This window comes from Kribbella sp. CA-294648, assembly GCF_050943845.1.
Classification (GTDB): Bacteria; Actinomycetota; Actinomycetes; order Propionibacteriales; family Kribbellaceae; genus Kribbella.
Genome location: NZ_CP191981.1, coordinates 4,197,129 through 4,220,570, shown reverse-complemented (window position 1 = coordinate 4,220,570; position 23,442 = coordinate 4,197,129). Strand labels below are relative to the sequence as shown.

Genomic DNA, 23,442 nt, shown 5'->3' with positions numbered 1-23,442 from the left:
AACGCAAGGAGTTTGCTGAAAGATCTTGACTCTAGGCGTGAGCGGACGAACACTTTCGGTCATGATACGACTCGTCCGCCCCCGTCGTCGGGTCTCGCTGGCCGGCCTTCTCACAGCCGCTCTGCTGGCGACTCCCCTGATCGCACTCACCACGCCTGCCGCCGCTGAACCGGCCGCAGTCCCAGCACCCGCCCTCATCCCGAAGCCGTCCTCGCAGCAGGCGCTGGCCGGCCAGGAGTACTCCCTGAAGCCCTGGAGCATCGTTGGCGTCACCGCCAGCTCCAAGGAGCGCCGCGCCGCCCAGAAAGTCGCTGACCAGCTCACTGCACAGCTGCGGCGCGCCACCGCCTACCCGCTGCCCGTAGTACCGGCTCCAGGCGTGGCCGACATCAGGCTCTCCACCAACGGACCGTCCACGCTCGGAGCCGAGGGGTACCAGCTCCGCGTCGACACCAAGGGCGTCAGCGTCACCGCTGCAACGCCCGAAGGCCTCTTCCGTGGCGTAACCACCCTGCGGCAGCTACTGCCCGCCAAGGCCGACGCAGCAACGCGCCAGACCGGCCCCTGGAAGTTGGCCGGTACTGCGATCGCCGACTCGCCACGGTTCGGGTACCGCGGCGCCATGCTCGACGTGTCCCGGCACTTCTTCTCCGTTGCCGAGGTGAAGCGCTACATCGACCTCATCTCGCTCTACAAGCTCAACAAGCTGCACCTGCACCTCGCGGACGACCAGGGCTGGCGGATCCAGGTGGACTCGTGGCCCCGGCTCACGACGTACGGGGGCAGCCTGGAGGTCGGCGGCACACCCGGCGGCTCGTACAGCAAGGCTGAGTTCGCCGAGATCGTCCGGTACGCCGCCGATCGCTACCTGACCGTCATCCCCGAGATCGACACCCCTGGCCACACCAACGCGGCCCTCGCCTCGTACGCCGAGCTGAACTGCGACGGGGTGGCTCCGCCGCTCTACACGGGCACCAGTGTCGGATTCAGCTCGCTCTGCGTGGGCAAGGACATCACCTACAAGTTCCTGGACGACGTGTTCCGTGAGGTCGCCCAGCAGGCGCCTGGTGACGTGTTCCACCTCGGCGGCGACGAGGCCCACTCCACACCGCACTCGGACTACCTGACCTTCGTCCCCAAGGCGGCTGCCTTGGTCACCAAGCAGCACAAGCGGGTGATGGGCTGGCAGGAGATCGCCGAGACACCTCTGCCGGCGGGCAGCATCGCGCAGTACTGGGGCACTGATGACGCACGCTCCCAGGAGCTCGCCCGCAAGGCCGGTGCTCAGGGCGCCAAGGTCGTGCTGTCTCCCGCGAACCGGGCCTACCTGGACATGAAGTACAACGCCAGTACGCCGTACGGGCTCGACTGGGCCGGTCTGGTCAGCGTGGAGAAGTCCTACAGCTGGAACCCGTCCACGCTGATTCCGAACCTGCCGGAGGGCGCCATCGCCGGAGTCGAGGCGCCGATCTGGACCGAGACGCTGGACGACCTGGACAAGCTCGAGTTCATGGCGTTCCCGCGGCTGCCGGGTGTGGCCGAGCTGGGCTGGTCGCAGGCCTCAGCACTCGACTGGACGGCGTACAAGGAGCGTCTGGGCGGGCAGGGGTCGCGCTGGGACGTGCTGAGCGTCAACTTCTACCGCGCACCGGAGATCAACTGGCGGTAACGCGGTACCCGCTGACAGCACCGCCTGGCTCTACGACTGCAGCACGCGGTCCAGGAGCCAGGCGGTGTCTTCGTCCAGGTCCTGCTCGGCCACGGTGAACTCTGACGGCTCGCTGTCGGCCGTGTCGCTCACCTGCAGGCGGTAGACGTACCTGTCGGGCTGTGGGCGGCCAGAGCCCAGCCGTGCCCCGGCCAGGCCGCGCGCGACCTTCTCCAGGCGCTCCCTGTCCGGCTCGGCCGAGGTGTCCAGCTCACCGCCGGCCACCAGACCGGCGAAGCCGCCGCTGCGTTCCACTCTGAGGATCACCCGGCCACCTTGTCCCGCTGCGGGTCCGCTGTCCAGAGCCGCACGACACGCCGGAGAAATTCACCCCGGCCGGGCAGCCATCACCCGGCGTACAGGACGCCTTGTCCAACCTTGTCGGCTCTCGGGGCCGCTCGACGGGCCGTTCGGCGGGACGAATCAGCAGGTCGGCCGGGGTTTCGTTGTCTTTCCGGCAGGCCCGCGCGGGCGCCCGGCGCGCGACCGCGCGTTTCACGGAGCGTGGCGGCAGGCAACTTTCCGCGACACGTGTTCGCGGTCACCCCCCACACGAGCCCCTGAATCGGCTACAGTTATCGCGTTGCAGTTTTGGACTCCCACTGACTTTTGCTGTGCTGTACGGCCGGTTTCGTCGTCTGGGGCCTTTCGGCGACACGCGGTTCATGAGGTGTGGATCGCGTCTTGTTACAAGCCATCAAGGAGATAGACAACAATGGCTGTCGGTACTGTCAAGTGGTTCAACGCTGACAAGGGCTTCGGCTTCATCACCCCGGATGACGGTGGCGCGGACGTGTTCGCGCACTACTCGGCCATCCAGACCTCGGGCTTCCGCTCGCTGGACGAGAACCAGCGCGTCGAGTTCGAGATCACCCAGGGCCAGAAGGGCCTGCAGGCGGAGAACATCCGCCCGATCTGATCCCCGGATCAGTCCTTCTAAGAACTGAAAACGAGAGGGCCGTACACCACCCGGTGTGCGGCCCTCTTCAGTAACTCAGCTTTCAGCGCAGCCGCGGGATGACCTCGGTGGCGATCTGCTCCAGCATGTCCTCGCTGCCGGCGTAGACGCCCTCAGCGCGAGGCCAGTGGGTGATGACGTCGGTGAAGCCCAGGGCTGCTGCACGCCCGGCTACGTCCTCGAAGGCGTCGCGGCTGCTCAGCGCGTAGCGGGCGGAGTCGAGGGAGAGGTACCGGTCGAACGGCCGGCCCTCCAGTACGTCGTCCAGCCGGTGGCTTAGGTCGCGGACCGAGCCGAACCAGGTCTCGAAGTCGTCGGACTTGAGGCCGGTGGTCACCCAGCCGGCGCCGTACCGGGCCGCGAGGCGCAGGGAGCGTGGGCCGTTCGCGGCCATCACGAACGGGATGCGGGGTTGCTGCACGCAGCCGGGCAGCGTGCGGCCGTTGCGGGTTGCGAAGTACTGGCCCCGGTAGTCGACCCCGTCGGTGGTCAGCAGCCGGTCGAGCAGGTCGACGAACTCCGACAGCCGGTCGACCTTCTGGCGTGGCGTCAGCTCGTCGCCGCCGAGGATGGTCGAGTCGATCCCGCCGCCCGAGCCGATCCCGCACAGGATGCGGCCGGCCGAGATGTCGTCCAGGGCCAGCAGGTCGCGGGTCAGCGTCAGCGGGTGCCGGAAGTTCGGCGAGGTGACGAAGGTGCCGAGCTTGATCGTCGAGGTGGCCAGCGCCGCCGCGGTCAGCGTCGGCGTCGTGCCGTACCAGGGTGAGTCCTGCAGACCGCCCCAGGTCAGGTGGTCGTAGGTCCAGGCGTGGTCGAAGCCGAGTTGCTCCGCGCGGCGCCACTTGGGCTCCGCCTCGGACCACCGGTACTCCGGCAAAATCGTGATTCCGAATCGCATGGTCGGCACAGTAACCCGCCGCCGCGCGGGCGGGACGCGCCGGTGTGGCCGAAACCACGATAGTTGCGTTTCGCCACAATCTTCGGCACGGTGCTTACGCAGTCCCCCCCGATAAACCTGACAAGGAGGCGCGCCGAAGCGAGGCGTGATTCAGCTGTGGCGATCGATTTCGACAGCCAGCAAGCAAACCCTGACCACGCAAGCGAGCACCCTGCTCTCGCCGCACCACCACCGCCCGGCAGCCGAAGTACCGGCTCCGGGCTCGACCGGATCGTCTTCGGCGTCACCGCCGTGATCGCCCTGGCCTTCGTGGCTTGGGGTTTCGCCAGCGCGACCAGCCTCGGTACGGCGTCCACCTCGGCGCTGACCTGGGTCGAGACCAACACCGGCTGGCTGTTCGTCCTGCTGGCCTCCGGCTTCGTCTTCTACGTGGTGTGGCTCGCGGCCGGCCGGTACGGGCGGATCCCGCTCGGCGCCGACGACGAGGAGCCCGAGTTCAAGACCGTCTCCTGGGTCGCGATGATGTTCAGCGCCGGGATGGGCATCGGCCTGATGTTCTACGGCGTGAGCGAACCACTCTCGCACTTCATGAAGCCGCCGCCGGGCACCGTCGAAGGTGGCACGGACGCGGCCCTGCAGACCGCGATGGCGACCACCCTGTTCCACTGGACCCTGCACCCGTGGGCGATCTACGCGGTCGTCGGTATAGCGATTGCCTATGGCACCTTTCGGCGCGGCCGCTCGCAGCTGATCAGCTCGGCGTTCGCGCCGTTGCTCGGCAAGCGCACCGAGGGACCGATCGGCAAGGTGATCGACAGCCTGGCGATCTTCGCCACGCTGTTCGGCTCGGCCGCCTCACTCGGGCTCGGCGCGCTGCAGATCGGGTCCGGCGTACAGATCCTGGGCTGGATGGACAAGACCGGGAACGCGGTGCTGGTCGGCATCATCGCCGTGCTGACCGCGGCCTTCGTCGCGTCGGCGGTGTCGGGTGTTGCCAAGGGCATCCAATGGCTGTCGAACATCAACATGGTGCTGGCCGTCTCGCTGGCCGGTTTCGTCTTCGTGGTCGGTCCGACCGTGCTGATCCTCAACCTGCTGCCGACCGCGATCGGCGACTACCTGCGCGACGTGGCCGACATGGCGGCCAGGACCGAGGCCAGCGGAGGCGACGCGATGGCGACCTGGTTGTCGTCGTGGACCGTCTTCTACTGGGCCTGGTGGATCTCCTGGACGCCGTTCGTCGGGATGTTCATCGCCCGGATCAGTCGCGGCCGAACGATCCGGCAGTTCGTCACCGGCGTACTGCTGGTTCCGTCGCTGGTCAGCCTGGTCTGGTTCTGCATCTTCGGTGGCGCGGCGATCGATTCCCAGCGGCACGGCGCCGACATTGCCGGCCAGTCGACGAGTGAAGGGCAACTCTTCGGGCTGCTGGACCAGTACCCGCTGGCGTCGGTGACCACGATCCTGGTCGTCGTCCTCGTGGCGATCTTCTTCGTCTCGGGTGCCGACGCGGCGTCGATCGTGATGGGCACGCTGTCGCAGCGCGGGTCGATCAACCCGCGGAAACCGCTGGTCATCTTCTGGGGCGTGCTGACCGGCGCGGTCGCCGCCGTGATGCTGCTGGTCGGCGGAGGCGGCGCGAAGGCGTTGCAGGGTTTACAGAACCTCACGATCGTCGCGGCCCTCCCCTTCGCCCTCGTGATGGTCGGCCTGGCGGTCGCACTGGCAAAGGACCTGCGGACCGACCCACTGATGCTCCGCAAGGCGATCGGCACCGAAGCAGTCGAGGCCGCCGTCATCGAGGGCGTCACCACCCACGGCGCCGACTTCTCCCTGGTCGTCACCGGCAACGGCGAGGAGAACCCACCGACCAAGAAGTAGCAGCCGGTCGCGTCAGCGCGTGGGGGTCGGGAAGGTGGCTAGGTGGGTGGTGCCGATGCTGCCTAGCCAGACCTTTCCGGCTCGCTCGCGGACGCCGGTCGGCATCCGGAAGTCGGGGTGCTTGCCTCGTAGGTCGTGGACCAGGTTGCCCTCGTCGTCGTACGCCTGGATCTCGATGATGTCGGCGGCCTTCGGCTTGAATGCCTCGGGCAGGGCCCAGACGACCTTCCGCAGTACCGGGGGTTTCGGCAGCAGGAGGTCGAGCAGGGCGTTGCGGGGCGAGCCGATCGCGACCCAGATCAGGCCGTCGGAGCCGCGCGCGATGTTGTCGGGCAGGCCGGGGATCGTCGTCACCAGTTCGGGCTCGGCGCCGGGATCGGTGAGGTCGAGCTTGAAGAGCCCGTAGCTGGCGGTCTCGGCGAAGAACAGGGTTTGGTGGTCGCTGCTGAGCGCCACGCCGTTGGGGAACGGGCGGTTCGTGGTCAGCCGGGTCACCTCGCCGTCCGGGGTGAGCCGGTACAGGCTGCCGGTCGCGGAGTGTTCGAGCAGGTCGGCCATCCACTCCTCGATACCGAAGCGGGTGGACGAGTCGGTGAAGTAGATGGTGCCGTCGGGCAGCACGTCCGCGTTGTTGCAGAACTTCATCGGCCGGCCGTCGATCTCGCCCAGCAGCGTCTCGATCCGGTTGTCCTGGTCGAGTGTCAGCAGCCCGCGATGGGCATCGCAGATCAGCACCTTGCCGTCGGGCAACCATTCCAACCCGAGCGGTCGGCCACCCGTGTCGGCGAGCACCTCGACCGTCGTACCGTCCGCGCTGACGCGAAGAATCCGCCCGTCCACCAGGCCGGTCAGAACGTTGCCATCGGCATCGATCAGCGGGTCTTCCGGTCCAGCACCTGGGACCGCGACGGTCCGTACTTCGATCCGCCGCGGCTGCCTGGCTTCGGGCGCGGGCGGCGGGGTCCACCGAACAGGGGCGATGCTCGACTTGCGGCTCATGCCCCGAGCCTAGTGGTCAAACAGTTTCAAGATCCTCGAAGCGTGGCGATTCCGCCCCCCGCGGCTGGACATACTGGCGCCGCGCTGAGATTCCGGCGCCCGATGAGGGGAGATACACGTGACATTCGGAAAGTCGAAGGCACTCGCCGTGGCCGGCTCCGTGGCGGTCCTGGCAGCAGGCGTCACTACGACGGCCTCAGCCGCTCCGGCGGTCTCCACGAGTCCGGCGGCGGCCGCAGCGTCGTGCTATGCCAGCAACGGCAGCCTGTACTGCGGTAATCGGGCCGGCGCCTCGATCTACCTGAGCCCGCGCTACGACACGCCGTCCGGCAACCCGGTCGAGATCGTCGACACCCTTCGGACCGGGTTCAGCTACTTCAAGTGCTACACGATCGGCCAGCGCCACGGCGGCGGCAACAGCATCTGGTACCACACGTACGGCGACGACAAGGGCCGCTGGGGCTACGTCCCGGCCGTGGACGTCTGGACCCCGACCGACCCGTTCCCGGGCGTCAACTTCTGCTGATCGACGGGTGAACGGTGCCGAACGCGGCTGCCAGCGGCGGGAACAAGCAGCGCACGTCGGCACCGTTGACCCAGACTCCGATCGCGAAGCCGGCAGTCGCCACGAGGAGGGGGGTCGCGACAGCGGCTGACTACTCCCCCGTGGCGCCGTCCAGGCGTTCGCGGAGGAAGTCGGCGTGGCCGTTGTGGCGCGCGTACTCCTCGATCATGTGGGCCAGCACCCAGCGCAGGGTGTAGCGGCCGTCCTCATCCTCACCGACGTGGCCGGGCTCGAGGTCCGCGATGGCGGCTCGCGCGCGGTCGAGCGCTTCGTCGTACCGGTGGAGGTCCGCGGCGAACTGGCGCGGCTCGAGGTCGAGCCAGTCGCCCTCCGGGTTCGTCGGCGTCGCGTAGAGGGTGGGGACCGGCTCGTCGGTGAAGGTGCCGACGAACCAGCCGAGCTCGACCTCGGTGAGGTGCCGGATCAGGCCGTGCAGCGTCATCGAGGACGGCGCCACCGTGGCCGCCCCGAGCTGCTGCGGGGTCAGTCCCTCGCACTTCCAGCGCAGGGTGGCGCGCTGGAACTCCAGGAAGCCGACCAGCGTCTCCTTCTCGCCGGCTTCGGTGGGCGGGTCGGGTCTGCCGTTGAGATCCATGACCCGGAACCTACCGCCTGCCACCGACATCCGGCCGACCATCGGGTCCGGCGGTCGGTCCGGCGGTCGGGTCCGGCGAACGGGTCCGGCGATTCCACCCAGCGGACGAGCCCATCCGGAGGCTCCTCCGATACGGCGTAGGCTGGTCCGCATGACTTCGACTGACTCCCCCCGCCCGTACGGAAAGTACCCGGTCCGGATCGGCGTCCAGATCCAGCCGCAGCACGCCGACTACGCCGTCATCCGGCGGACCGTGGCCGCCGCCGAGGAGATCGGCGTGGACGTGGCGTTCAACTGGGACCACTTCTACCCGCTCACGGGTGAGCCCGACGGCCTGCACTTCGAGGCCTGGACGATGCTCGCGGCCTGGGCCGAGGCGACCGAGCGGATCGAGTTCGGCTGTCTGGTCACCTGCAACTCCTACCGCAACCCCGACCTGCTCGCCGACATGGCCCGCACGGTCGACCACATCAGCGACGGCCGGCTGATCTTCGGGATCGGGTCGGGCTGGTTCGAGCGCGACTACGACGAGTACGGCTACGAGTTCGGTACCGCCGGCGGCCGGCTCGACATCCTGGGTGAGGCGCTGCCGCGGATCGAGCAGCGCTGGGCCAAGCTCAACCCGAAGCCGACCCGGGACATCCCGGTCCTGATCGGTGGCGGCGGCGAGAAGAAGACACTCAAGCTGGTCGCCCAGCACGCGAACATCTGGCACGGTTTCGGCGACGCCGAGACGATCGCCCACAAGCACGAGGTGCTGGACGCGCACTGCGCCGCGATCGGCCGCGACCCGGGCGAGATCGAGCGCTCCACCGCCGTCGGCCACAAGAGCCCGGAGCAGCTCGGCAAGGCGATGCTCGACGTCGGCACCCGCCTCTTCACCGTCCACACCTCCGGTCCGGACTACGACCTCGGCCTGCTCCGCGACTGGGTCGCCTGGCGCGACGAGGTCAACCAGGCCTGACGGCCGCACGTTCGGAGTACCGGCCGCGCGCCGGTACTCCGGACGTGGGCCTGACGCCCGGCTTCGCTAGGATTTCTGCCATGCCTACGCTGCCTACTGACGGTTCGGTGCTGCCCATCACCCGATGGGGCACGGACGTCATGCACCACGTGAACAAGCCGGTCACCGAGTTCGGCCCGGAGTTGCACAAGCTCGTCGCGGACATGGTCGCCACGATGAACGCGGCCGAGGGCGTCGGGCTGGCCGCGAACCAGGTCGGCGTCGACCTGCAGCTGTTCGTCTTCGACTGCCCGGACAAAGCCGGTCAGCGGCACCAGGGCGTCGTCTGCAATCCCGTGCTCGAGCTCCCCGAGGGCAAGGACCGTCAGCTCGACGAGGGCGACGAAGGCTGCCTGTCCCTTCCCGGTGCCTTCACCAAGTGCGCCCGTCCCGACTTCGCCCGGGTCACCGGCGTCGACGAGAACGGTGAGCCGGTGACGTACGAGGGCGACGGCCTGCTCGCGCGGTGCCTGCAGCACGAGACCGATCACACCCAGGGCATGGTGTTCGGCGACCGGCTGTCCCGCAAGTACAAGAAGCGCCTGTTCGCCGAGGCCGAGGAGTTCGCCGAGGACTACCCGGACGACTGGCCGGTCTCTCCCATGCTCAACCAGGAGGAGCACGACCACAGCGGCGAGGGGCTGAACGCCTGACCGCCGCCAGATCGACGGCCGCGGGGCTGGCGGCGGACGTCCGGGCGGGACGCCGTACTGCGCTCGACATCGTCGAGGAAGCTCTCGACGCGGTCGCCCGCCTCGATCCGGTGCTGCACTTCATCGACACCTTGGACGCGTCCGGCGCACGAGCAGCGGCCGGCCGCGTCGACCCCGGCCTGCCTCTCGCCGGCGTCCCCTTCCTGATCAAAGCCCGTACGCCGGCCGGCTCGCCCGTCGTCACCAGGTTGCTCGCGGCCGGTGCGATCGCGATCGGCACGTCGACCCGGGCACGTCTGGACGCCGACTCGCAGACGTTCGGCTGGAACGGCCGGGACTTCACCCGCAATCCCTGGGATCTGTCCCGGTCGCCGGGTGGATCGTCAGCGGGGGCCGCGGCGGCCGTCGCGGCGGGCGTAGTACCGATTGCCACTGGTGGGGACAGTGCTGGGTCGTTGCGGATCCCTGCCTCGTTCTGTGGCGTTGTCGGCTTCAAGGGAACGGCCGGCCGGGTGCCGCGACCGGGTGGCCGCTCGCTCGCCGGGTTGATGACGTCGGGCATCATCGGCGCGTCCTTGGAGGATGTCGCTACCGCGACGAGCTTGGTCAGTGGGCCGGATCGGCTTGATCCGAGTGCCTTGCCGCGCTGGCCGGTGCCGGAGTTGTCGGCTGGGCCGTGGCGGGTCGCGTACACAGCCACGCTCGGGCGGCATTCCGCGGACCCCGCTGTTGATCGCTTGGTGCGTGGCAGTTTGGCGGGCTTCGTAGTACAGGATCCTTCGCTTTCCTGGCTTGCTGTTGACGACGCTTGGCTGACGCTGCGGGCGCTTGATGCCGGGAAGGACGTGGACGGGGCGGTGTTGCGCGAGGCGGTGCGGGTGCGGAACCACAACAGCACGGCGCTGGCCGACCTCTTCGATCAGGTCGATGCGTTGGTCACGCCGACCACGTTGACGGTTGCGCACGGGTACAACCGGCACGAGGACAACATCATGGTGTGCGACCTCTGCTGGGGATTCAACGTCACCGGGCATCCGGCGGTCAGCGTGCCGGTCGGTCTCGTCGACGGTTTGCCGGTCGGGGCTCAGGTCGTCGCGCCGCATGGGCGAGATGACGTCGCGCTGTCCGTTGCCGCGAGCATCATGACGCCGCTGTCCCCGCCAGGTTTTCCGTTACCAGGCTGACGATTCGAGGTTGTCGAGGATGGCTTCGACGGATTCCTCGGGCGTCTGGCCGGTGGTGTCGAGCCAGAGGCCGCGGCGCGGAATGTCCTGGAGGCCTTCCTGGAGAGCACGCACCGCGTCGGTCAGGGTCATCCCGGGGCCTTGCCAAGCACTGTAGGAGCTGTATCCGCGGCCGAGTTCGCGTTCGACGATGGAGTCGACGGACGGCACGAGTACTACGAGGTGCGGGTCGGCGATGCCCTTGAAGGAGTCGAGCCAGCGGGCGACGTACTCGCCGAGAATGATGTCGGAGCAGACGAAATCGAAGCCCGCCTCGAGATAGTGGCGGGCCACCAGGGCGCTGGCGTCGTACCGGAGTTGAAGCTGGCGTAGCGCTTCGGGCTCCGGGTCGGGGGTCATGCCGACGGCGCCGGCCACCACAGCTCGGAAGTACACGTCGCCGTCGACCGTCGCGGCGGGCGGGCCGAGGCGGCTGGCGAGCAGTGGTGCGATGGTGGACTTCCCCGCGGCCTGCATTCCGGTGATCAGCACGACTTTCTGCATGCCGTCCATCCCATCATGCGCGTCCAGCGATTTCCGGAACTCCTGTCCCGACAGGGTGCGGCGCCGCTAGGCTGCGTGGGTGAAGGCGATGTCGGGTGATTCGGGGACCAGGCGCCCCGCAACGCTCGACGATGTCGCCCGTGCCGCCGGGGTCTCGCAGCCGACCGCTTCCCGGGTGCTGAACGGCTCCTCCCGCAAGGTCGCGGAGAGCTATCGCGAGCGGGTGCTGCAGGCGGCTCGCGAGCTTGGGTACACCCCGAACCTGCCGGCTCAGGCAATGGCCCGCGGTACTTCGCGGACGATCGCGCTGGTGCTCAGCCTGATCTCCGACCCGTATTTCTCCGCGATGGCGGCCGAAATCATGAAGCAGGCCGAGGCGATCGGGCTGCACGTCTCGATCGCGGTCACCGAGCGGCAGGCCGACCGGGAACTCGACCTGGTCCGCGAACTGCGCGGACAGCAGCCGCGGGCGATCATCCTGGCCGGCACCGGGTACGTCGATCCGCCGTCCTCGGAGCAACTCGTCGAGGAGCTGCGGCGCTATGAGGAGACCGGCGGGCGGGTCGTCCTGATCAGCCGGTCGGACCTGCCCTTCGAGACGGTCGACTTCGACAACCACGAAGGGGCCCGGCAGCTTGCCCGCGAACTGGCCGGCCTCGGCTACCAGCGGTGTCTCGTCCTGGGTAGCGGCACTCCCCTGTTGTCCATGCGGCAACGCGTCGAGGGTTTCGTGACCGGCCTGATCGAGTCGGGTGTCGCCGACGCGGCCACCCGGGTGCATAGCCCCGACTTCAGCTGGGTGGGAGCGCGGGAGTTCGTGCTCGGGTTGAGCGATGCCGAGCTCCGCGAGCTGCAACTTGTCTTTGCGGTCACCGACGACATGGCTCTTGGAGCGTTGGCCGGTCTGCGGGAGCGCGGGCTGCGGATCCCGGAGGACATCGGGGTGGCCGGCTTCGATGACATCAGCACGCTGCGCGACGTCGTACCGAAGCTGACGACTGTCCACGTGGCTCTGAACACCGTTGCTCAGGAGGCGGTTTATCGGGCGACCACGACAGATGCTGAGCTGGCTCGGCGCACCGTCCCGGCGTACCCGGTGATCCGGGCCAGTACGCCGCCTGTCTCTTAGGAAGCTAGGCGCTGACCTGGACTGGTTGGTTCGGCACCGGGCTCGGGGCGGTTGATCTCGGCCCAGACCGCGTCGAGGGACAGGCCGAGGACGTCGGCGATCGCGGCGATGGTCGGGAAGGCAGGGGTCGCCACCCGGCCGGTCTCGATCTTCCGGAGCGTCTCCGGGGAGACGCGGGCGTCCAGGGCGGTCTCGAGCATCGAGCGCTCGCCCCTGGCGCGACGCAGCAGGGCGCCGAGGCGCTGTCCGCGCTCGACCTCCGCGGACGTGAGCGGCAGTCTGACCATGACCCGATGATAGTACCGGCATAGTATGGCCGGTATAGTTATTGGCTCCGCGTGTGAAAGGCGCCGCATGATCGAGATCCTCACCCCCACCGAACTGCCCCGGGCGAAGGCGGCAGGTGCGCTGGTGGCTTCCATTCTGCAGACGATGAAGAGCCGCAGTGCGGTGGGTACCAACCTGCTGGACATCGACCGCTGGGCCGCCGAGATGATCCTCGACGCCGGAGCGCAGTCCTGCTACGTCGACTACGAGCCGTCCTTCGGGCGCGGGCCGTTCGGGCACTACATCTGCACGTCGGTCAACGACGCCGTGCTCCACGGCCTGCCGCACGACTACACGCTGGCCGACGGCGATCTGGTGTCCCTCGACCTCGCCGTCTCCAAAGACGGCCTTGCCGCCGACTCGGCCATCAGCTTCATCGTGGGCGATACCCGGCCGCCGGAGAGCGTCGCGATGATCGACGCCACCGAACGCGCCTTGACCGCCGGGATCGCCGCCGCCGGCCCGGGAGCCCGCATCGGCGACATCTCCCACGCGATCGGCACCGTGCTCAGCGAGGCGGGCTACCCGATCAACACCGAGTTCGGCGGACACGGCATCGGCTCCACGATGCACCAAGACCCTCACGTCTCGAACACCGGAAGGCCGGGCCGAGGCTACAGACTGCGCCCGGGCCTGCTGCTCGCCTTGGAGCCGTGGATCATGGCAGACACCGCCGAACTGGTCACTGACGAGGACGGCTGGACCCTCCGCAGCGCCACCGGCTGCCACACCGCCCACAGCGAACACACCATCGCCATCACCGACTCCGGAGCCGAAATCCTCACGCTGCCGAGGTAGGGCGGCGGCCGAAGGCGTCCAGGAGGAGAAGCTGGGCTGGGGCGTTCGGCGGCAGAGTGTTGCTGGCGCCGGGGCCGAAGGTGCCCATGGACTGCATCTCGGCTCGGTGGGGTTTGACCATCGCCCAGAGATGGTCGGTCAGTTGTCGGTCGAGGGTTGGGTCGAGGTCGGCGCCGATGGCGATGTCCCAGGCGTGGACGACGAGTTCGCCGAGGCGGAAGCGGACGAAGGTTTCGAGGGTGATGTCGCCGCTTGGATGGTGGAGCGGTCTGTCCTGGTCTGCCGTGGCGAAGGCGGCTCGTTGGGCTCCGCAGGAAGTGGCCAACGCGGTCAGCGGATCGGCGCCTAGCTGGTCTGCGTCCAGGTCGGCGGTTGCCTCGGTTGCGGATGCGCCGGACAGGAGGCGTACCGCGAAGATATTGCCGGCCACGATGTGGTTCACGACCTCGCGGATTGTCAGGTCGGCGGGTGTGGGGTTGTCCCAATCAGTTGCTGGTACAGCGCTGACGGTCCGTGTGAGTTGAGCGTCGGCTGCCGCGAAGAGGTTCACGACTGGTGAGGCTACCGGCATTGGCATCGGTACTGTCGGGATTATGTCTCGGGTCTTTCAGAGAATCGTGGCCGCGATGGATCGGTTCAATGGGGCTCATCCGTGGTCTCACAACGATGTGTATGCGGGCTTCGTCCCGCACCATGCGCGACGGGTCCGGGCTGCTGGTGGGACGGCGGCTCTGGATGTGGGGTGCGGGACGGGGAATCTCGTTCGGCGCCTTGCAGGTGTCTTTCCCGCGGTGACAGGGGTCGAGGCCGATGGCGCGACCGCGGCGCTGGCTCGGCGTACGACCGCGGACCTCACCAACGTCCGCATCCTGACGCAACCGTTCGACGAGGTCGACGAGGATCGCTACGACCTCATCACCTTCGTGGCGGTGCTGCATCATCTGCCGTTGCAGGGCACGCTCGAGAAGGCGCGGGAGTTGTTGCGCCCGGGTGGGCGGCTCGTCGTGGTCGGCGTCAGTCGGGGGTCGCGCGCCGATCTGCCGTGGGAGGTCGCCTCGCTGATGCTCAATCCGATCGTCGGTGCTGTCGTGCATCCGCGCCGAGCGAGCAAGCCTCCCGTCCAGATGACCGCTCCCACCACCACGGCCGCGGAATCGTTCGAGGAGATAGCCGGCACAGCTCGACGCCTCCTGCCCGGTGCGCGGCTCAGACGCGGTTTGTTCTGGCGTTACACGTTGTCCTGGACTGCTCCGCGCCAGGCCTCTTGAGTGATGGAGTAGACGACGGCGTCGAAGGTTTCGCCGTCGGCTTCCAGTACGGCGTTGTGGTCGAAGGTCATCCCGATTCGCTTCATCACCTCGACGCTCTTGGTGTTCGGAGTGTCGGTCGAGGCGAGGACCCGGGGTAGGTCGAGGTCGGTGAAGGCGTAGGCGAGCCACGAGGCCGCGGCTTCGGTGGCATAGCCGTGGCCCCAGTGGACGCGCGCCAGGCGCCAGCCGATCTCCAGGTCGTCCGGATGCCACGGTTCGCGGGTCAACCCGCCCGCGCCGAGGAACGCACCGTCGGTACGGCGTTCGATGGCGAGGAAGCCGATGCCTTCGGCAACGTACTGCCGGTTCACGGCCGCCGCGATCTCGTCCGACTCGGCCCGGCTGAGCGACTTGTCACCGAGGTACCGCATCACCTCGGGGTCGGCGTTCAGTTCGGCCCAGGCGGGGAGATCATCGTCACGGAAGGGCCGGAGCAGCAGGCGAGCTGTGGTGCGCAAGAAGACCTCCGCGGCCGTTTTCGGAAGGGACTGCTTCTCGCACGATCCCACGTTCGCGGGGCCGGCCCAACCTGTTGCTGCCCGCGAAATTGCGTGCTTCGACGGACTGCGGGCCTTATCGTGGGGTGATCAACGACCTTGCGCAGCTCGGCACGCCGCTCGGGCCGATGATCCGCGTCGGCGGCGGGTTCGCCAACCGGCTGTACCGGCTCGACACCGACCAGGGCTCGTTCGCGGTCAAGGAGCTGAACCTCGCCGACCGCCGTTCGGCGTACCACGGCGACGACGTGTTCAGGCTCGAGCGAGCAGCCTTCGCTGCCGGCATCCCGATGCCGGAGCCGATCTCGGCCGGCCGCCACACGCTCGTGCATCGGTGGGTCGAGGGCGAGAAGGTGGCCGAAGCGCCGGTCTCGGCGGCGTACGCGTTCGAGATCGGTGAGATCCTCGCGCGCCTCCACTCGCTCGACGTTGACTGGACCGCCGGCCCGAGCGAGGACCCGGTGGCCCGGGACTGGCCCGAGCTCGCCGAGCGGGCGACGGCGACCGACCAGCCGTGGGCCGACGAGCTCGCCTCCCAGGTCGAGACGTTCCTCGCGATCGCCCAGTTCGTCGACACCTGCGAACGCCCGGGCCCTGTCGTGCTGACCCACCGAGACATCCAACCGTGGAACCTGCTCGCGCGAGACGGCCGACCGGTGCTCCTCGACTGGGAGCTCTCGGGCATGCTCGACCTCTCCGGTGAACTCGGCTCAACCGCCCTGAGCCTTGCGAAAGGCCCCGGCTTCGACGACATCCAACCCACCATCTTCCGCTCAGTCCTCGACGGCTACGTCGCCGGAGGCGGAACCCTGCCGCCTTCAGGGCCCAGCTGGTTCGTATTCATGATCGGCGGCTGGCTGAGCTTCACCAGATGGAACATCCTCCGCTGCCTCGCCGGAGTCGAGGCGAGTACCGGTCCGGATCTCGCGCTGTCGCACGAGTCCGTCCGCAACGGCGTGCGCGGCCTCCCCGACCTGTTCGGCCGGCGTCCACAGCTCGAGGCCCTGCTCGTGTGACCGACCAGCACGCGGGGATCTGCCCTTTCGTGCAAGGGCTTTCAGTGCAGCCTCAAACTCCTGGTGGCCGGCGAGATGTCGGCGCTACGCTGCGCGAATGCCCGAGTTGGAGTCGAAGCGCGCCCAGGTTGCCCGCATTCGCCGTACTGCGGTGCGCGCGCTCGCGGACTTCCCGGTCGAGGAGCCGCGCCTCACGTTCATCGCGCACGGCGAGAACACCACGTTCCGGGTCGACTCCCGCGACGCCCGGTACCTGCTGCGCGTCCACCGGCCGAACCGGCACGGCCCTGGTGTCGATTCGCGGCTCGCGGTCGGATCGGAGCTGGACTGGCTGGCGGCTTTGCAGGCAGACACGGAGCTGAACGTACCGACGCCGATCCGGGCTCGCAGCGGACAGTGGACCACCGTCGCCGACGGCCTGGTCTGCTCGCTCCTCGGCTGGCAGGCCGGGCGGATGCAGTCGGCCAATCCGCGACCCGTGCACTTCCGTCGCTTGGGTGGTGTGCTCGCTCGCTTGCACGATCAGGCGTCGGGGTGGACTCCGCCCGCCGGGTTCGTCCGGATGCGGTGGGACTGGGAGACCTTCTTCGGCAACACGATGGAGTACGGCGGGGTATCCGCCGCAGGGTGCTGGGACCTGCTGCCGGCGCCGGTCCGTGCGCAATTCGACGAGATCGCGCGCCGGATGCGTACTGTCATGGCGGATCTTGGATCGGGGCCGGACGTCTTCGGGCTGATCCACGCGGACCTGCACCTGGAGAACGCCCTGTTCGACCGTGACACGGTCCGGCTGATCGACTTCGACGACTGCGGCTTCGGCTACTGGCTCTACGACCTCGCCGTACCACTGTGGGAGTACCGCAGCCACCCCGACCATGCCGAGATCCGAGCGGCCCTCCTCGCCGGCTACGCCGAAACCCGCGAACTCCCCGACCTCACCCACCTGGACAACTTCATAGCCACCCGAGACGTCGCCTTCGGCCTATGGTTCGCCGGCATGGCCCAGGTCAACCCATCCTTCGCAGCCGACCTCAACAAGGTGATGACGTCCATCCAAAAAGCCCTCACCCAAGCCCTGTAAAGCACCTGAGTTGTGTGCCGACCGACAGGATGTACCCCTCAATTTCTGTCCGTCAGCATGGCGGCTGAGCGTGCGCAGCGCCCCGACTGCCGTCTATGTCCTGTCGCTCGGGACGGGCTGGCGCCAGCAGCTTTCGCGGCAGACTAGGTGCGGCGGAGGAGCGCCGTAGCTGGGGGTGGCTAGCAGGCGACGGAGGAGCCCGGCGTGGGTGGGCGGTTTACGGGCGGGTGGCGTAGAAGGTTACTGCGGCGGCGGAGGCTACGTTGAGGGAGTCGACTCCGGGCGCCATGGGGATTTTGACGGTGAGGTCTGACTGGTCGAGGACGTGGGGTTTTAGGCCGTGGCCTTCGGTGCCGAAGATTAGGGCTAGCTTCTCGTCGTGGCGGGCGGTTAGGGCGTCCAGGGTGATGGAATTGTCGGTGAGGGCCAGGGCGGCGACGGTGAAGCCGTGGTCTTTCAGGACCTGCAGGGGCTCCGGCCAAGAGGTGAGGCGGGTCCAGGGGACCTGGAAGACCGTTCCCATCGAGACTTTGATGGAGCGACGGTAGAACGGGTCGGCGCAGGTCGGGGTGATCAGCACTGCGTCCACGCCCATCGCGGCGGCGGCGCGGAAGCCTGCGCCGACGTTGGTGTGGTCGACGATGTCGTCGAAGATCGCGATCCGCTGGCCGCCGAGGAGTTCTTCCAGCTCTGCGGGCGGCCTGCGCCGGTACGACGCGAGGGCGCCGCGGTGCACGTGGAAGCCGGTGACCTGTTCGGCCAGCTCCTCCGTCACCACGTAGACGGGTGTGGTGGGCCAGCGTTCCAGCACGTCTGCCAATGAGTCCAGCCAGCGCGGCGCGAGCAGGAAGGAACGCGGTTCGTACCCCGCCTCTGCGGCGCGCCGGATGACTTTGTCGCCCTCGGCAATGAACAGCCCGTGCTCCTCCTCGAGCAACCGGCGCAGGTTCACCTCGCGAAGCTGCACATAGTCCGCCAGCCGCCCATCCGCGGGATCGTCGATGGTGACGAGCGAGCTCATGACTCCTCGGAATCCTCGGAGGAGGAGGCAGAGCCGGCGCCGGGCGCGGACGCCGAGCCGGCCGTGGGCGCCGAGCCGGACGCGGTGGTCAGCGTGGCGGCGACGTCGACGACGTTGCCTATGACAACGATCGCGGGTGCGCCGACACCGGCTGCCGACATCGTCGTGGCGATCTCCGCGAGCGTCGAAGTCACTTGCTGTTGACCCGGTAGTGTTCCGTCTGCAATCGCGGCCGCCGGGGTTGCCGGGTCCTTGCCGTTGGCGATCAGCGTGGCTGCGATGACCGGCAGATTCTCCACCGCCATCAGCAGAACGAGCGTGCCCCGCAACTGAGCCAACGCCTCCCAGTTGATCAACGAATCCGGGTGTCCCGGCGGAATGTGCCCCGACACCACAGTGAACTCATGCGTCACCCCCCGATGCGTGACCGGGATCCCCGCCACAGCCGGTACTGCGATCGAACTGGTGATCCCCGGTACGACGGTCCAGCTGACCCCGGCAGCAGCACAAGCCAAGGCCTCCTCAAAGCCCCGCCCGAACACATACGAGTCACCACCCTTGAGCCGGACAACCACCTTGCCCTGCAAAGCCCGATCGACCAGGATCCGGTTGATCTCCTCCTGCTGCGCCGACCGCCCTCGCGGCAACTTCGCCGCGTCGATCAGCTCCACATCGGGATGCAACTCCTCCAGCAACGGCTGCGGCGCCAGCCGATCGGCGACCACGACATCCGCCTCGGCCAGCAACCGCCGCCCGCGCACCGTGATCAGATCCGGATCGCCTGGACCGCCACCGACGAGATAAACGCCCGGCTGCTTGGCCAGCGAATCCCGCGCACCGAGCGCGCCTTCGCGCAACTCCTCCAGGATCGCATCGCGCACCGCCGCCGACCGCCGGTGATCGCCACCGCCCAGTACGCCGATGGTCACCTGATCATGTTGCCCCGAAGCCGGCGTCCACGCCGTCGCTCGGGACCGGTCGTCCGAACGCACACAGAAGATCCGCCGCGACTCTGCCTCCGCCGACACCTGGTCGTTGACCGCGGCATCATCCGTCGCGACCACGACGTACCAGGCACCCTCCAGATCGCCGGCGGCGTACCCGCGCTCGATCCAGCGCAGGTCGGGATTGCTCAGCAGACCCTCGATCGTCGGCGTGATGGCCGGTGAGATGACGTCGATCTGCGCGCCCGTCTCGAGCAGGCGCGGCAGCCGCCGTTGCGCGACGCCACCGCCGCCCACGACCACCACGCGGCGGCCGGTGAGCACGAGACCGGACAGGTACGGCGCGGTCACGCCTCGATCCCCGCCGACTCGAAGGTCGCCATCTCCGCTAGCGCCCGGACGGCACAGGTGAGGATCGGATAAGCCAGTACTGCGCCCGTCCCCTCCCCCAGCCTCAAGTCCAGATCCACCAGCGGCTGCAGACCCAACGTCTTCAAAGCGACCGCGTGCCCAGGCTCGGCCGAGCGGTGCCCCGCGATGCAGTAGTCGATCACCGAAGGATGCAGCGCCTGAGCAACCAGTGCGGCGGCACCCGCGATGACACCGTCCAGGATCACCGGCACCTTGTTGGCAGCCCCACCGAGGATGTACCCGGCGAGCGCCGCGTGCTCCAGTCCGCCGTACGCCGCCAGCGCGGCCAGCGGCTCCGAAGCCGGTACGTCGTGCAACGCCAGCGCGGCCCGGACCACCTGGGTCTTGTGCGCGAGTGTGGCGTCGTCGATGCCAGTACCGCGGCCGGTCACCTCTTCGGCCGTCCCGCCACTGAAGGTCGCGATCAGAGCGGCAGAAGCAGTCGTGTTGGCGATCCCCATGTCACCGGTCAGCAGGCACTGGTAGCCGTCCAGCACCAGCTTGTCCGCCAGCTCGAAGCCGACGGTGAGGGCAGCCATCACCTCCTCCGCCGTCAATGCCGCTGCGACCGAAAGGTCCCTGGTCCCGGGGCGAACCTTCGCGTGCACGATGTCCAGCTCGGCAACGTCTGAGGCCACGCCGACATCGACCACCCGGACGTCCACGCGGTTGTTGGCCGCGAACGCGTTCACCGCGGCGCCGCCACCGGCGAAGTTCGCGAGCATCGCCGCGGTGACCTCCTGCGGCCAGGGCGACACACCCTGCGCGTGCACTCCGTGGTCGGCGGCGAAGACCGTCACGACGGCCGCGGTCGGGACCACGGGCGGGCAGAGCCCGGTCATCCCGGCCACCCGGACCGACAGCTCCTCCAGTACGCCGAGGGAACCGGCCGGTTTCGTCAGCCGCAGCTGACGCTCCGTGGCCGCCCGCATCGCGGCCTCGTCGGCCGGACCGATCCTGGCCAGATACTCCTCCACCGCTGATCCCTCCATCCGAGCGGTCGCCTGGACGCGACCAGCTCCGATCTTCGCATCCCGGAGCCGTTGTCCAAGCCAGGGTCCGCTCACTGACCGAGGTGGTGCCGCGCGGAACGCTTCCCCCAAGCCAGTAATGTCGGATTCACCACATGTCCGCGAGATTCCCGGAGGACCATCAGATGTCGCTCGATCGGCCAGTCGCACCGGACCCGTACCAGCTGCTTCCCGAGGTCGGCTCGTTCACGGTCACCAGTACCGACGTCACCGACGGCAAGCAGCTCGATGAGGACTTCGTCTTCGCCGGCGGCAACAAGTCCCCGCAGCTCAGCTGGACGGGCTTCCCTGAGGAGACCAAAGGCTTCGTCGTCACCTGTTTCGACGCGGACGCCCCGACACCGTCCGGCTTCTGGCACTGGGTCCTGGTCGGCCTGCCCACCTCGGTGACCGAGCTGCCGACGGGCGCCGGCACGACCGAGCGCCTGGAGAGCGGCGCCTTCCACCTCCGCAACGACTACGGCGCCAAGGCGTACGGCGGCGCAGCCCCGCCCCCCGGCGACCACGTGCACCGCTACTACTTCGTGGTGCACGCGATCGACGTCGAAGCCCTCGACATCGACGGCGACGCAAGCCCGGCCGTGGTCAGCTTCAACCTCGCCTTCCACACCCTGGCCCGCGCCATCATCACCCCGACGTACCAAATCCCCACCGAAAGCTAGCCCCCGGCCTCCGGCGCCGCCGCAATTTCGGCGGTCGACCCCCGGTCTTGTGGGTTGCCACCCCTGATTCAGGGGTGGCAACCCATCACTTCGGGGGTTGACCGCCGAAATGGCCAGCGCTAGGCGAACTTCTCGCCGGATTCTGCCTTCCGAACGAGGAGGGCTGGGGGTTCGAAGCGGGTGCCGTACGTCCGGGCGAGCTCGCGACTCCGGGCGACGAACCCGGCGAGGCCGCCCTCGTAGGCGTTGATGTACTGGAGTGCGCCGCCGTGCAGAGGCGGGAAGCCGATGCCGAAGATCGAGCCGATGTTGGCGTCCGCCGTCGAGCGCAGTACGCCCTCCTCGACGCACTTGACCGTTTCGAGCGACATCGCGAACGCCATCCGCTCCTGCAGGTCGATGAACGGTACGTCGGCGTCCTCCCGCACGAAGTGTTCCCACAACCCGGGCCACAGGTGCTTCGGCCCGTCCGCCGGGTAGTCGTAGAAGCCGGCGCCGGCCGCCTTGCCCTTGCGGTCGAACTCCGTCACCAGCCGGTCGGCCACCGCCATCCCCGGGTGGTCGTCGAACGCGCCGGCGTTGTCCCCGGCCGCGCGGGCCGCGTCCCGGATCTTCATCGGCAGCGTCAAGGTGACCTCGTCGAGCATCGCCAGCGGCGGCGCCGGGAAGCCCAGCTGGGTCGCCGCGCGCTCGATCGTCACCGGATTGACGCCCTCGGCAACCATCGCCGCGCCTTCCATCACCAGCGTGCCGAACACCCGCGAGGTGAAGAAGCCCCGGCTGTCGTTCACCACGATCGGCGTCTTCTTGATCTGCCGGACCACGTCGTACGCCTTCGCCAGCGCGCGGTCGGAGGTCTTCTCCCCCACGATCAGCTCGACCAGCGGCATCCGGTCGACCGGTGAGAAGAAGTGCATGCCGACGAAGTCGTCCGGCCGGTCGATGCCCTCGGCAAGCGACGTGATCGGCAGCGTCGAGGTGTTCGAGCACAGCAACGCGTCCGGCTCGACCACGCCGGCGATCTCCGCGAAGACCTTCTGCTTCAGCTCCTCGCTCTCGAACACCGCCTCGATCACCAGATCGCACCCGGCCAGGTCGTTCGGATCCGCGGTCGGCGTGATCAGGCTCAGGAACGCCTCCGCCTTCTCCGGCGTACTACGGCCCTTCTGCACCTGCTTGGCCAGCAGCTTCTCGGAGTACGCCTTGCCCTTCTCGGCCGCCTCCAGCGAGACGTCCTTGAGCACCACTTCGATGCCTACCTTCGCGCAGACATAAGCGATCCCGGCGCCCATCATCCCCGCGCCGAGCACACCGACCTTCCGGGCCCGGTACTCCGGTACGCCGGCCGGCCGCGACGCGCCAGCGTTGATCGCCTGGAGCTCGAAGAAGAACGCGTTGATCATGTTCTTGGCGATCTGCCCGGTCGCCAGCGAGACGAAGTACCGGGACTCGATCCGGCAGGCCGTGGCGAAGTCGACCTGGCTGCCCTCGACGGCGGCGCTCATGATCGCCCGCGGCGCCGGGTACGGCGCGCCCTTGAGTTGCTTGCGGAGATTCGCCGGGAAGGCCGGGAGGAACGCGGCCAGCTTCGGCGAGGACGGCGTACCGCCGGGGATCTTGTAGCCGTCACGATCCCACGGCTGCTTGGCGTCACCGTCGTACGCGTCGATCCACCGGTACGCCGCGGCGAGCAAGTCCTCGGCCGGGACGACCTCGTCGACGATCCCCACTGACTTGGCGTGCGCGGGCTTCATCCGCTGACCCTGGAGCAGGACCTTCATCAAGGCGTCCTGCAGGCCGAGCATCCGGACCGTGCGGGTGACGCCCCCACCGCCGGGCAGCAGGCCGAGGGTCACCTCGGGTACGCCGAGCTCGATCCGGTTGTCGTCGGCAACAATGCGGTGGTGGCAGGCGAGCGCGATCTCCAGCCCGCCGCCGAGTGCCGCACCGTTGATCGCGGCAACCACCGGCACACCGAGCGTCTCCAGGATGCGCAGCTGGCGCTTGACCTCCTCGACCGTCTCGAAGACCTCGGCCGCGTTCTCCGGCTGGATCTGGGACAGCATCTGCAGGTTGCCACCGGCAAAGAAGGTGGACTTGGCGCTGGTGATGACCACGCCCTTGAGGTTGTCCTTCTCGGCTTCCAACCGCTCCACCGTGGCGGCCATCGCGCCAAGGTAGGTGTCGTTCATGGTGTTCGCCGAGGCGCCCGGGTCGTCCATCGTGAG

General features: G+C 68.3%; 25 protein-coding genes. 13 read left to right on the top strand and 12 right to left on the bottom strand.

Annotated features, from left to right (window positions below; genetic code table 11):
• Positions 1 to 61: 61 nt before the first annotated feature.
• The gene (locus tag ACQPYM_RS20095; protein ID WP_433022859.1) at positions 62 to 1,669 is read left to right on the top strand and encodes a beta-N-acetylhexosaminidase; all 1,608 of its coding nucleotides are present in this window, start codon (positions 62 to 64) and stop codon (positions 1,667 to 1,669) included.
• 30 nt (positions 1,670 to 1,699) lie between these two features.
• On the opposite strand, the gene ACQPYM_RS20090 is transcribed toward ACQPYM_RS20095, so the two are convergent.
• A complete protein-coding gene (locus tag ACQPYM_RS20090; RefSeq protein ID WP_433022857.1) occupies positions 1,700 to 1,975 on the bottom strand; it encodes a protealysin inhibitor emfourin in 276 nt (91 codons plus the stop codon).
• Between the two features lie 448 nt (positions 1,976 to 2,423).
• Between ACQPYM_RS20090 and ACQPYM_RS20085 the strand changes: the two genes are divergently transcribed.
• A complete protein-coding gene (locus ACQPYM_RS20085) occupies positions 2,424 to 2,627 on the top strand; it encodes a cold-shock protein (RefSeq protein WP_012921273.1) in 204 nt (67 codons plus the stop codon).
• 82 nt (positions 2,628 to 2,709) lie between these two features.
• Here ACQPYM_RS20085 and ACQPYM_RS20080 read toward each other — a convergent pair whose 3' ends face one another.
• Positions 2,710 to 3,564: an LLM class flavin-dependent oxidoreductase gene (locus ACQPYM_RS20080; RefSeq protein WP_433022854.1), complete on the bottom strand. Its 855-nt coding sequence runs from the start codon at positions 3,562 to 3,564 to the stop codon at positions 2,710 to 2,712.
• A 156-nt stretch (positions 3,565 to 3,720) separates the two neighbouring features.
• Here ACQPYM_RS20080 and ACQPYM_RS20075 point away from each other — a divergent pair, with 156 nt between their 5' ends.
• A complete protein-coding gene (locus tag ACQPYM_RS20075) occupies positions 3,721 to 5,445 on the top strand; it encodes a BCCT family transporter (RefSeq protein WP_433022851.1) in 1,725 nt (574 codons plus the stop codon).
• A gap of 12 nt (positions 5,446 to 5,457) precedes the next feature.
• On the opposite strand, the gene ACQPYM_RS20070 is transcribed toward ACQPYM_RS20075, so the two are convergent.
• The gene (locus ACQPYM_RS20070; RefSeq protein WP_433022849.1) at positions 5,458 to 6,444 is read right to left on the bottom strand and encodes an SMP-30/gluconolactonase/LRE family protein; all 987 of its coding nucleotides are present in this window, start codon (positions 6,442 to 6,444) and stop codon (positions 5,458 to 5,460) included.
• A gap of 118 nt (positions 6,445 to 6,562) precedes the next feature.
• Here ACQPYM_RS20070 and ACQPYM_RS20065 point away from each other — a divergent pair, with 118 nt between their 5' ends.
• Positions 6,563 to 6,970, top strand: a complete 408-nt coding sequence (locus ACQPYM_RS20065; protein WP_433022846.1) for a hypothetical protein — start codon at positions 6,563 to 6,565, stop codon at positions 6,968 to 6,970.
• A 130-nt stretch (positions 6,971 to 7,100) separates the two neighbouring features.
• Here the strand turns inward: ACQPYM_RS20065 and ACQPYM_RS20060 are convergent, their stop codons facing one another.
• The gene (locus ACQPYM_RS20060; protein ID WP_433022844.1) at positions 7,101 to 7,604 is read right to left on the bottom strand and encodes a DinB family protein; all 504 of its coding nucleotides are present in this window, start codon (positions 7,602 to 7,604) and stop codon (positions 7,101 to 7,103) included.
• 151 nt (positions 7,605 to 7,755) lie between these two features.
• Between ACQPYM_RS20060 and ACQPYM_RS20055 the strand changes: the two genes are divergently transcribed.
• The 3 genes from ACQPYM_RS20055 (at position 7,756) to ACQPYM_RS20045 (ending at position 10,444) form a co-directional block, all read left to right on the top strand.
• The gene (locus tag ACQPYM_RS20055; RefSeq protein WP_433022841.1) at positions 7,756 to 8,568 is read left to right on the top strand and encodes an LLM class F420-dependent oxidoreductase; all 813 of its coding nucleotides are present in this window, start codon (positions 7,756 to 7,758) and stop codon (positions 8,566 to 8,568) included.
• An 80-nt stretch (positions 8,569 to 8,648) separates the two neighbouring features.
• A complete protein-coding gene (gene def / locus ACQPYM_RS20050; protein WP_433022839.1) occupies positions 8,649 to 9,260 on the top strand; it encodes a peptide deformylase in 612 nt (203 codons plus the stop codon).
• Positions 9,261 to 9,370: 110 nt separating this feature from the next.
• Positions 9,371 to 10,444 (top strand): amidase family protein, encoded by a 1,074-nt coding sequence (locus ACQPYM_RS20045; RefSeq protein ID WP_433022836.1) that lies wholly within the window; start codon positions 9,371 to 9,373, stop codon positions 10,442 to 10,444.
• Here ACQPYM_RS20045 and ACQPYM_RS20040 read toward each other — a convergent pair.
• Complete coding sequence (locus tag ACQPYM_RS20040) at positions 10,433 to 10,987, bottom strand: AAA family ATPase (protein ID WP_433022834.1); 555 nt, start codon at positions 10,985 to 10,987, stop codon at positions 10,433 to 10,435. The genes ACQPYM_RS20045 and ACQPYM_RS20040 overlap by 12 nt on opposite strands.
• 88 nt (positions 10,988 to 11,075) lie before the next feature.
• Between ACQPYM_RS20040 and ACQPYM_RS20035 the strand changes: the two genes are divergently transcribed.
• On the top strand, positions 11,076 to 12,116 hold the full coding sequence (locus tag ACQPYM_RS20035; RefSeq protein ID WP_433023341.1) for a LacI family DNA-binding transcriptional regulator: 1,041 nt from the start codon (positions 11,076 to 11,078) through the stop codon (positions 12,114 to 12,116).
• Here the strand turns inward: ACQPYM_RS20035 and ACQPYM_RS20030 are convergent.
• Complete coding sequence (locus tag ACQPYM_RS20030) at positions 12,113 to 12,403, bottom strand: helix-turn-helix domain-containing protein (RefSeq protein WP_433022832.1); 291 nt, start codon at positions 12,401 to 12,403, stop codon at positions 12,113 to 12,115. The genes ACQPYM_RS20035 and ACQPYM_RS20030 overlap by 4 nt on opposite strands.
• Positions 12,404 to 12,470: 67 nt before the next feature.
• Here ACQPYM_RS20030 and map point away from each other — a divergent pair, with 67 nt between their 5' ends.
• Complete coding sequence (gene map / locus ACQPYM_RS20025; RefSeq protein ID WP_433022829.1) at positions 12,471 to 13,241, top strand: type I methionyl aminopeptidase; 771 nt, start codon at positions 12,471 to 12,473, stop codon at positions 13,239 to 13,241.
• Here the strand turns inward: map and ACQPYM_RS20020 are convergent.
• Positions 13,225 to 13,791, bottom strand: a complete 567-nt coding sequence (locus ACQPYM_RS20020; protein ID WP_433022826.1) for a TIGR03086 family metal-binding protein — start codon at positions 13,789 to 13,791, stop codon at positions 13,225 to 13,227. The genes map and ACQPYM_RS20020 overlap by 17 nt on opposite strands.
• 43 nt (positions 13,792 to 13,834) lie before the next feature.
• Here ACQPYM_RS20020 and ACQPYM_RS20015 point away from each other — a divergent pair, with 43 nt between their 5' ends.
• Positions 13,835 to 14,509, top strand: coding sequence for a class I SAM-dependent methyltransferase (locus ACQPYM_RS20015; RefSeq protein ID WP_433022823.1), 675 nt, complete (start codon positions 13,835 to 13,837; stop codon positions 14,507 to 14,509).
• Here ACQPYM_RS20015 and ACQPYM_RS20010 read toward each other — a convergent pair.
• Entirely contained in the window at positions 14,470 to 15,009 is a 540-nt protein-coding gene (locus ACQPYM_RS20010; RefSeq protein ID WP_433022821.1) for a GNAT family N-acetyltransferase, read from the bottom strand. The genes ACQPYM_RS20015 and ACQPYM_RS20010 overlap by 40 nt on opposite strands.
• Before the next feature lie 125 nt (positions 15,010 to 15,134).
• On the opposite strand from ACQPYM_RS20010, the gene ACQPYM_RS20005 reads away from it, so the two are divergent.
• Complete coding sequence (locus ACQPYM_RS20005) at positions 15,135 to 16,064, top strand: phosphotransferase family protein (protein WP_433022818.1); 930 nt, start codon at positions 15,135 to 15,137, stop codon at positions 16,062 to 16,064.
• A 97-nt stretch (positions 16,065 to 16,161) separates the two neighbouring features.
• Positions 16,162 to 17,145: a phosphotransferase enzyme family protein gene (locus ACQPYM_RS20000; protein WP_433022816.1), complete on the top strand. Its 984-nt coding sequence runs from the start codon at positions 16,162 to 16,164 to the stop codon at positions 17,143 to 17,145.
• A gap of 217 nt (positions 17,146 to 17,362) precedes the next feature.
• On the opposite strand, the gene ACQPYM_RS19995 is transcribed toward ACQPYM_RS20000, so the two are convergent.
• The 3 genes from ACQPYM_RS19995 to cobT are packed head-to-tail and all read right to left on the bottom strand — an operon-like array spanning position 17,363 to position 20,498.
• A complete protein-coding gene (locus ACQPYM_RS19995) occupies positions 17,363 to 18,166 on the bottom strand; it encodes a TrmH family RNA methyltransferase (RefSeq protein WP_433022813.1) in 804 nt (267 codons plus the stop codon).
• Positions 18,163 to 19,461 carry a uroporphyrinogen-III C-methyltransferase gene (gene cobA / locus ACQPYM_RS19990; RefSeq protein ID WP_433022811.1) on the bottom strand — a complete coding sequence of 433 codons (1,299 nt, stop codon included), beginning with the start codon at positions 19,459 to 19,461 and terminating at the stop codon, positions 18,163 to 18,165. The genes ACQPYM_RS19995 and cobA overlap by 4 nt, the downstream gene beginning before the upstream one ends.
• The gene (gene cobT, locus ACQPYM_RS19985; protein ID WP_433022808.1) at positions 19,458 to 20,498 is read right to left on the bottom strand and encodes a nicotinate-nucleotide--dimethylbenzimidazole phosphoribosyltransferase; all 1,041 of its coding nucleotides are present in this window, start codon (positions 20,496 to 20,498) and stop codon (positions 19,458 to 19,460) included. The genes cobA and cobT overlap by 4 nt, the downstream gene beginning before the upstream one ends.
• 179 nt (positions 20,499 to 20,677) lie before the next feature.
• Here cobT and ACQPYM_RS19980 point away from each other — a divergent pair, with 179 nt between their 5' ends.
• Entirely contained in the window at positions 20,678 to 21,214 is a 537-nt protein-coding gene (locus tag ACQPYM_RS19980; RefSeq protein ID WP_433022805.1) for a YbhB/YbcL family Raf kinase inhibitor-like protein, read from the top strand.
• Positions 21,215 to 21,333: 119 nt separating this feature from the next.
• On the opposite strand, the gene ACQPYM_RS19975 is transcribed toward ACQPYM_RS19980, so the two are convergent.
• A complete protein-coding gene (locus tag ACQPYM_RS19975; RefSeq protein WP_433022803.1) occupies positions 21,334 to 23,436 on the bottom strand; it encodes a 3-hydroxyacyl-CoA dehydrogenase NAD-binding domain-containing protein in 2,103 nt (700 codons plus the stop codon).
• Positions 23,437 to 23,442 lie beyond the last annotated feature (6 nt).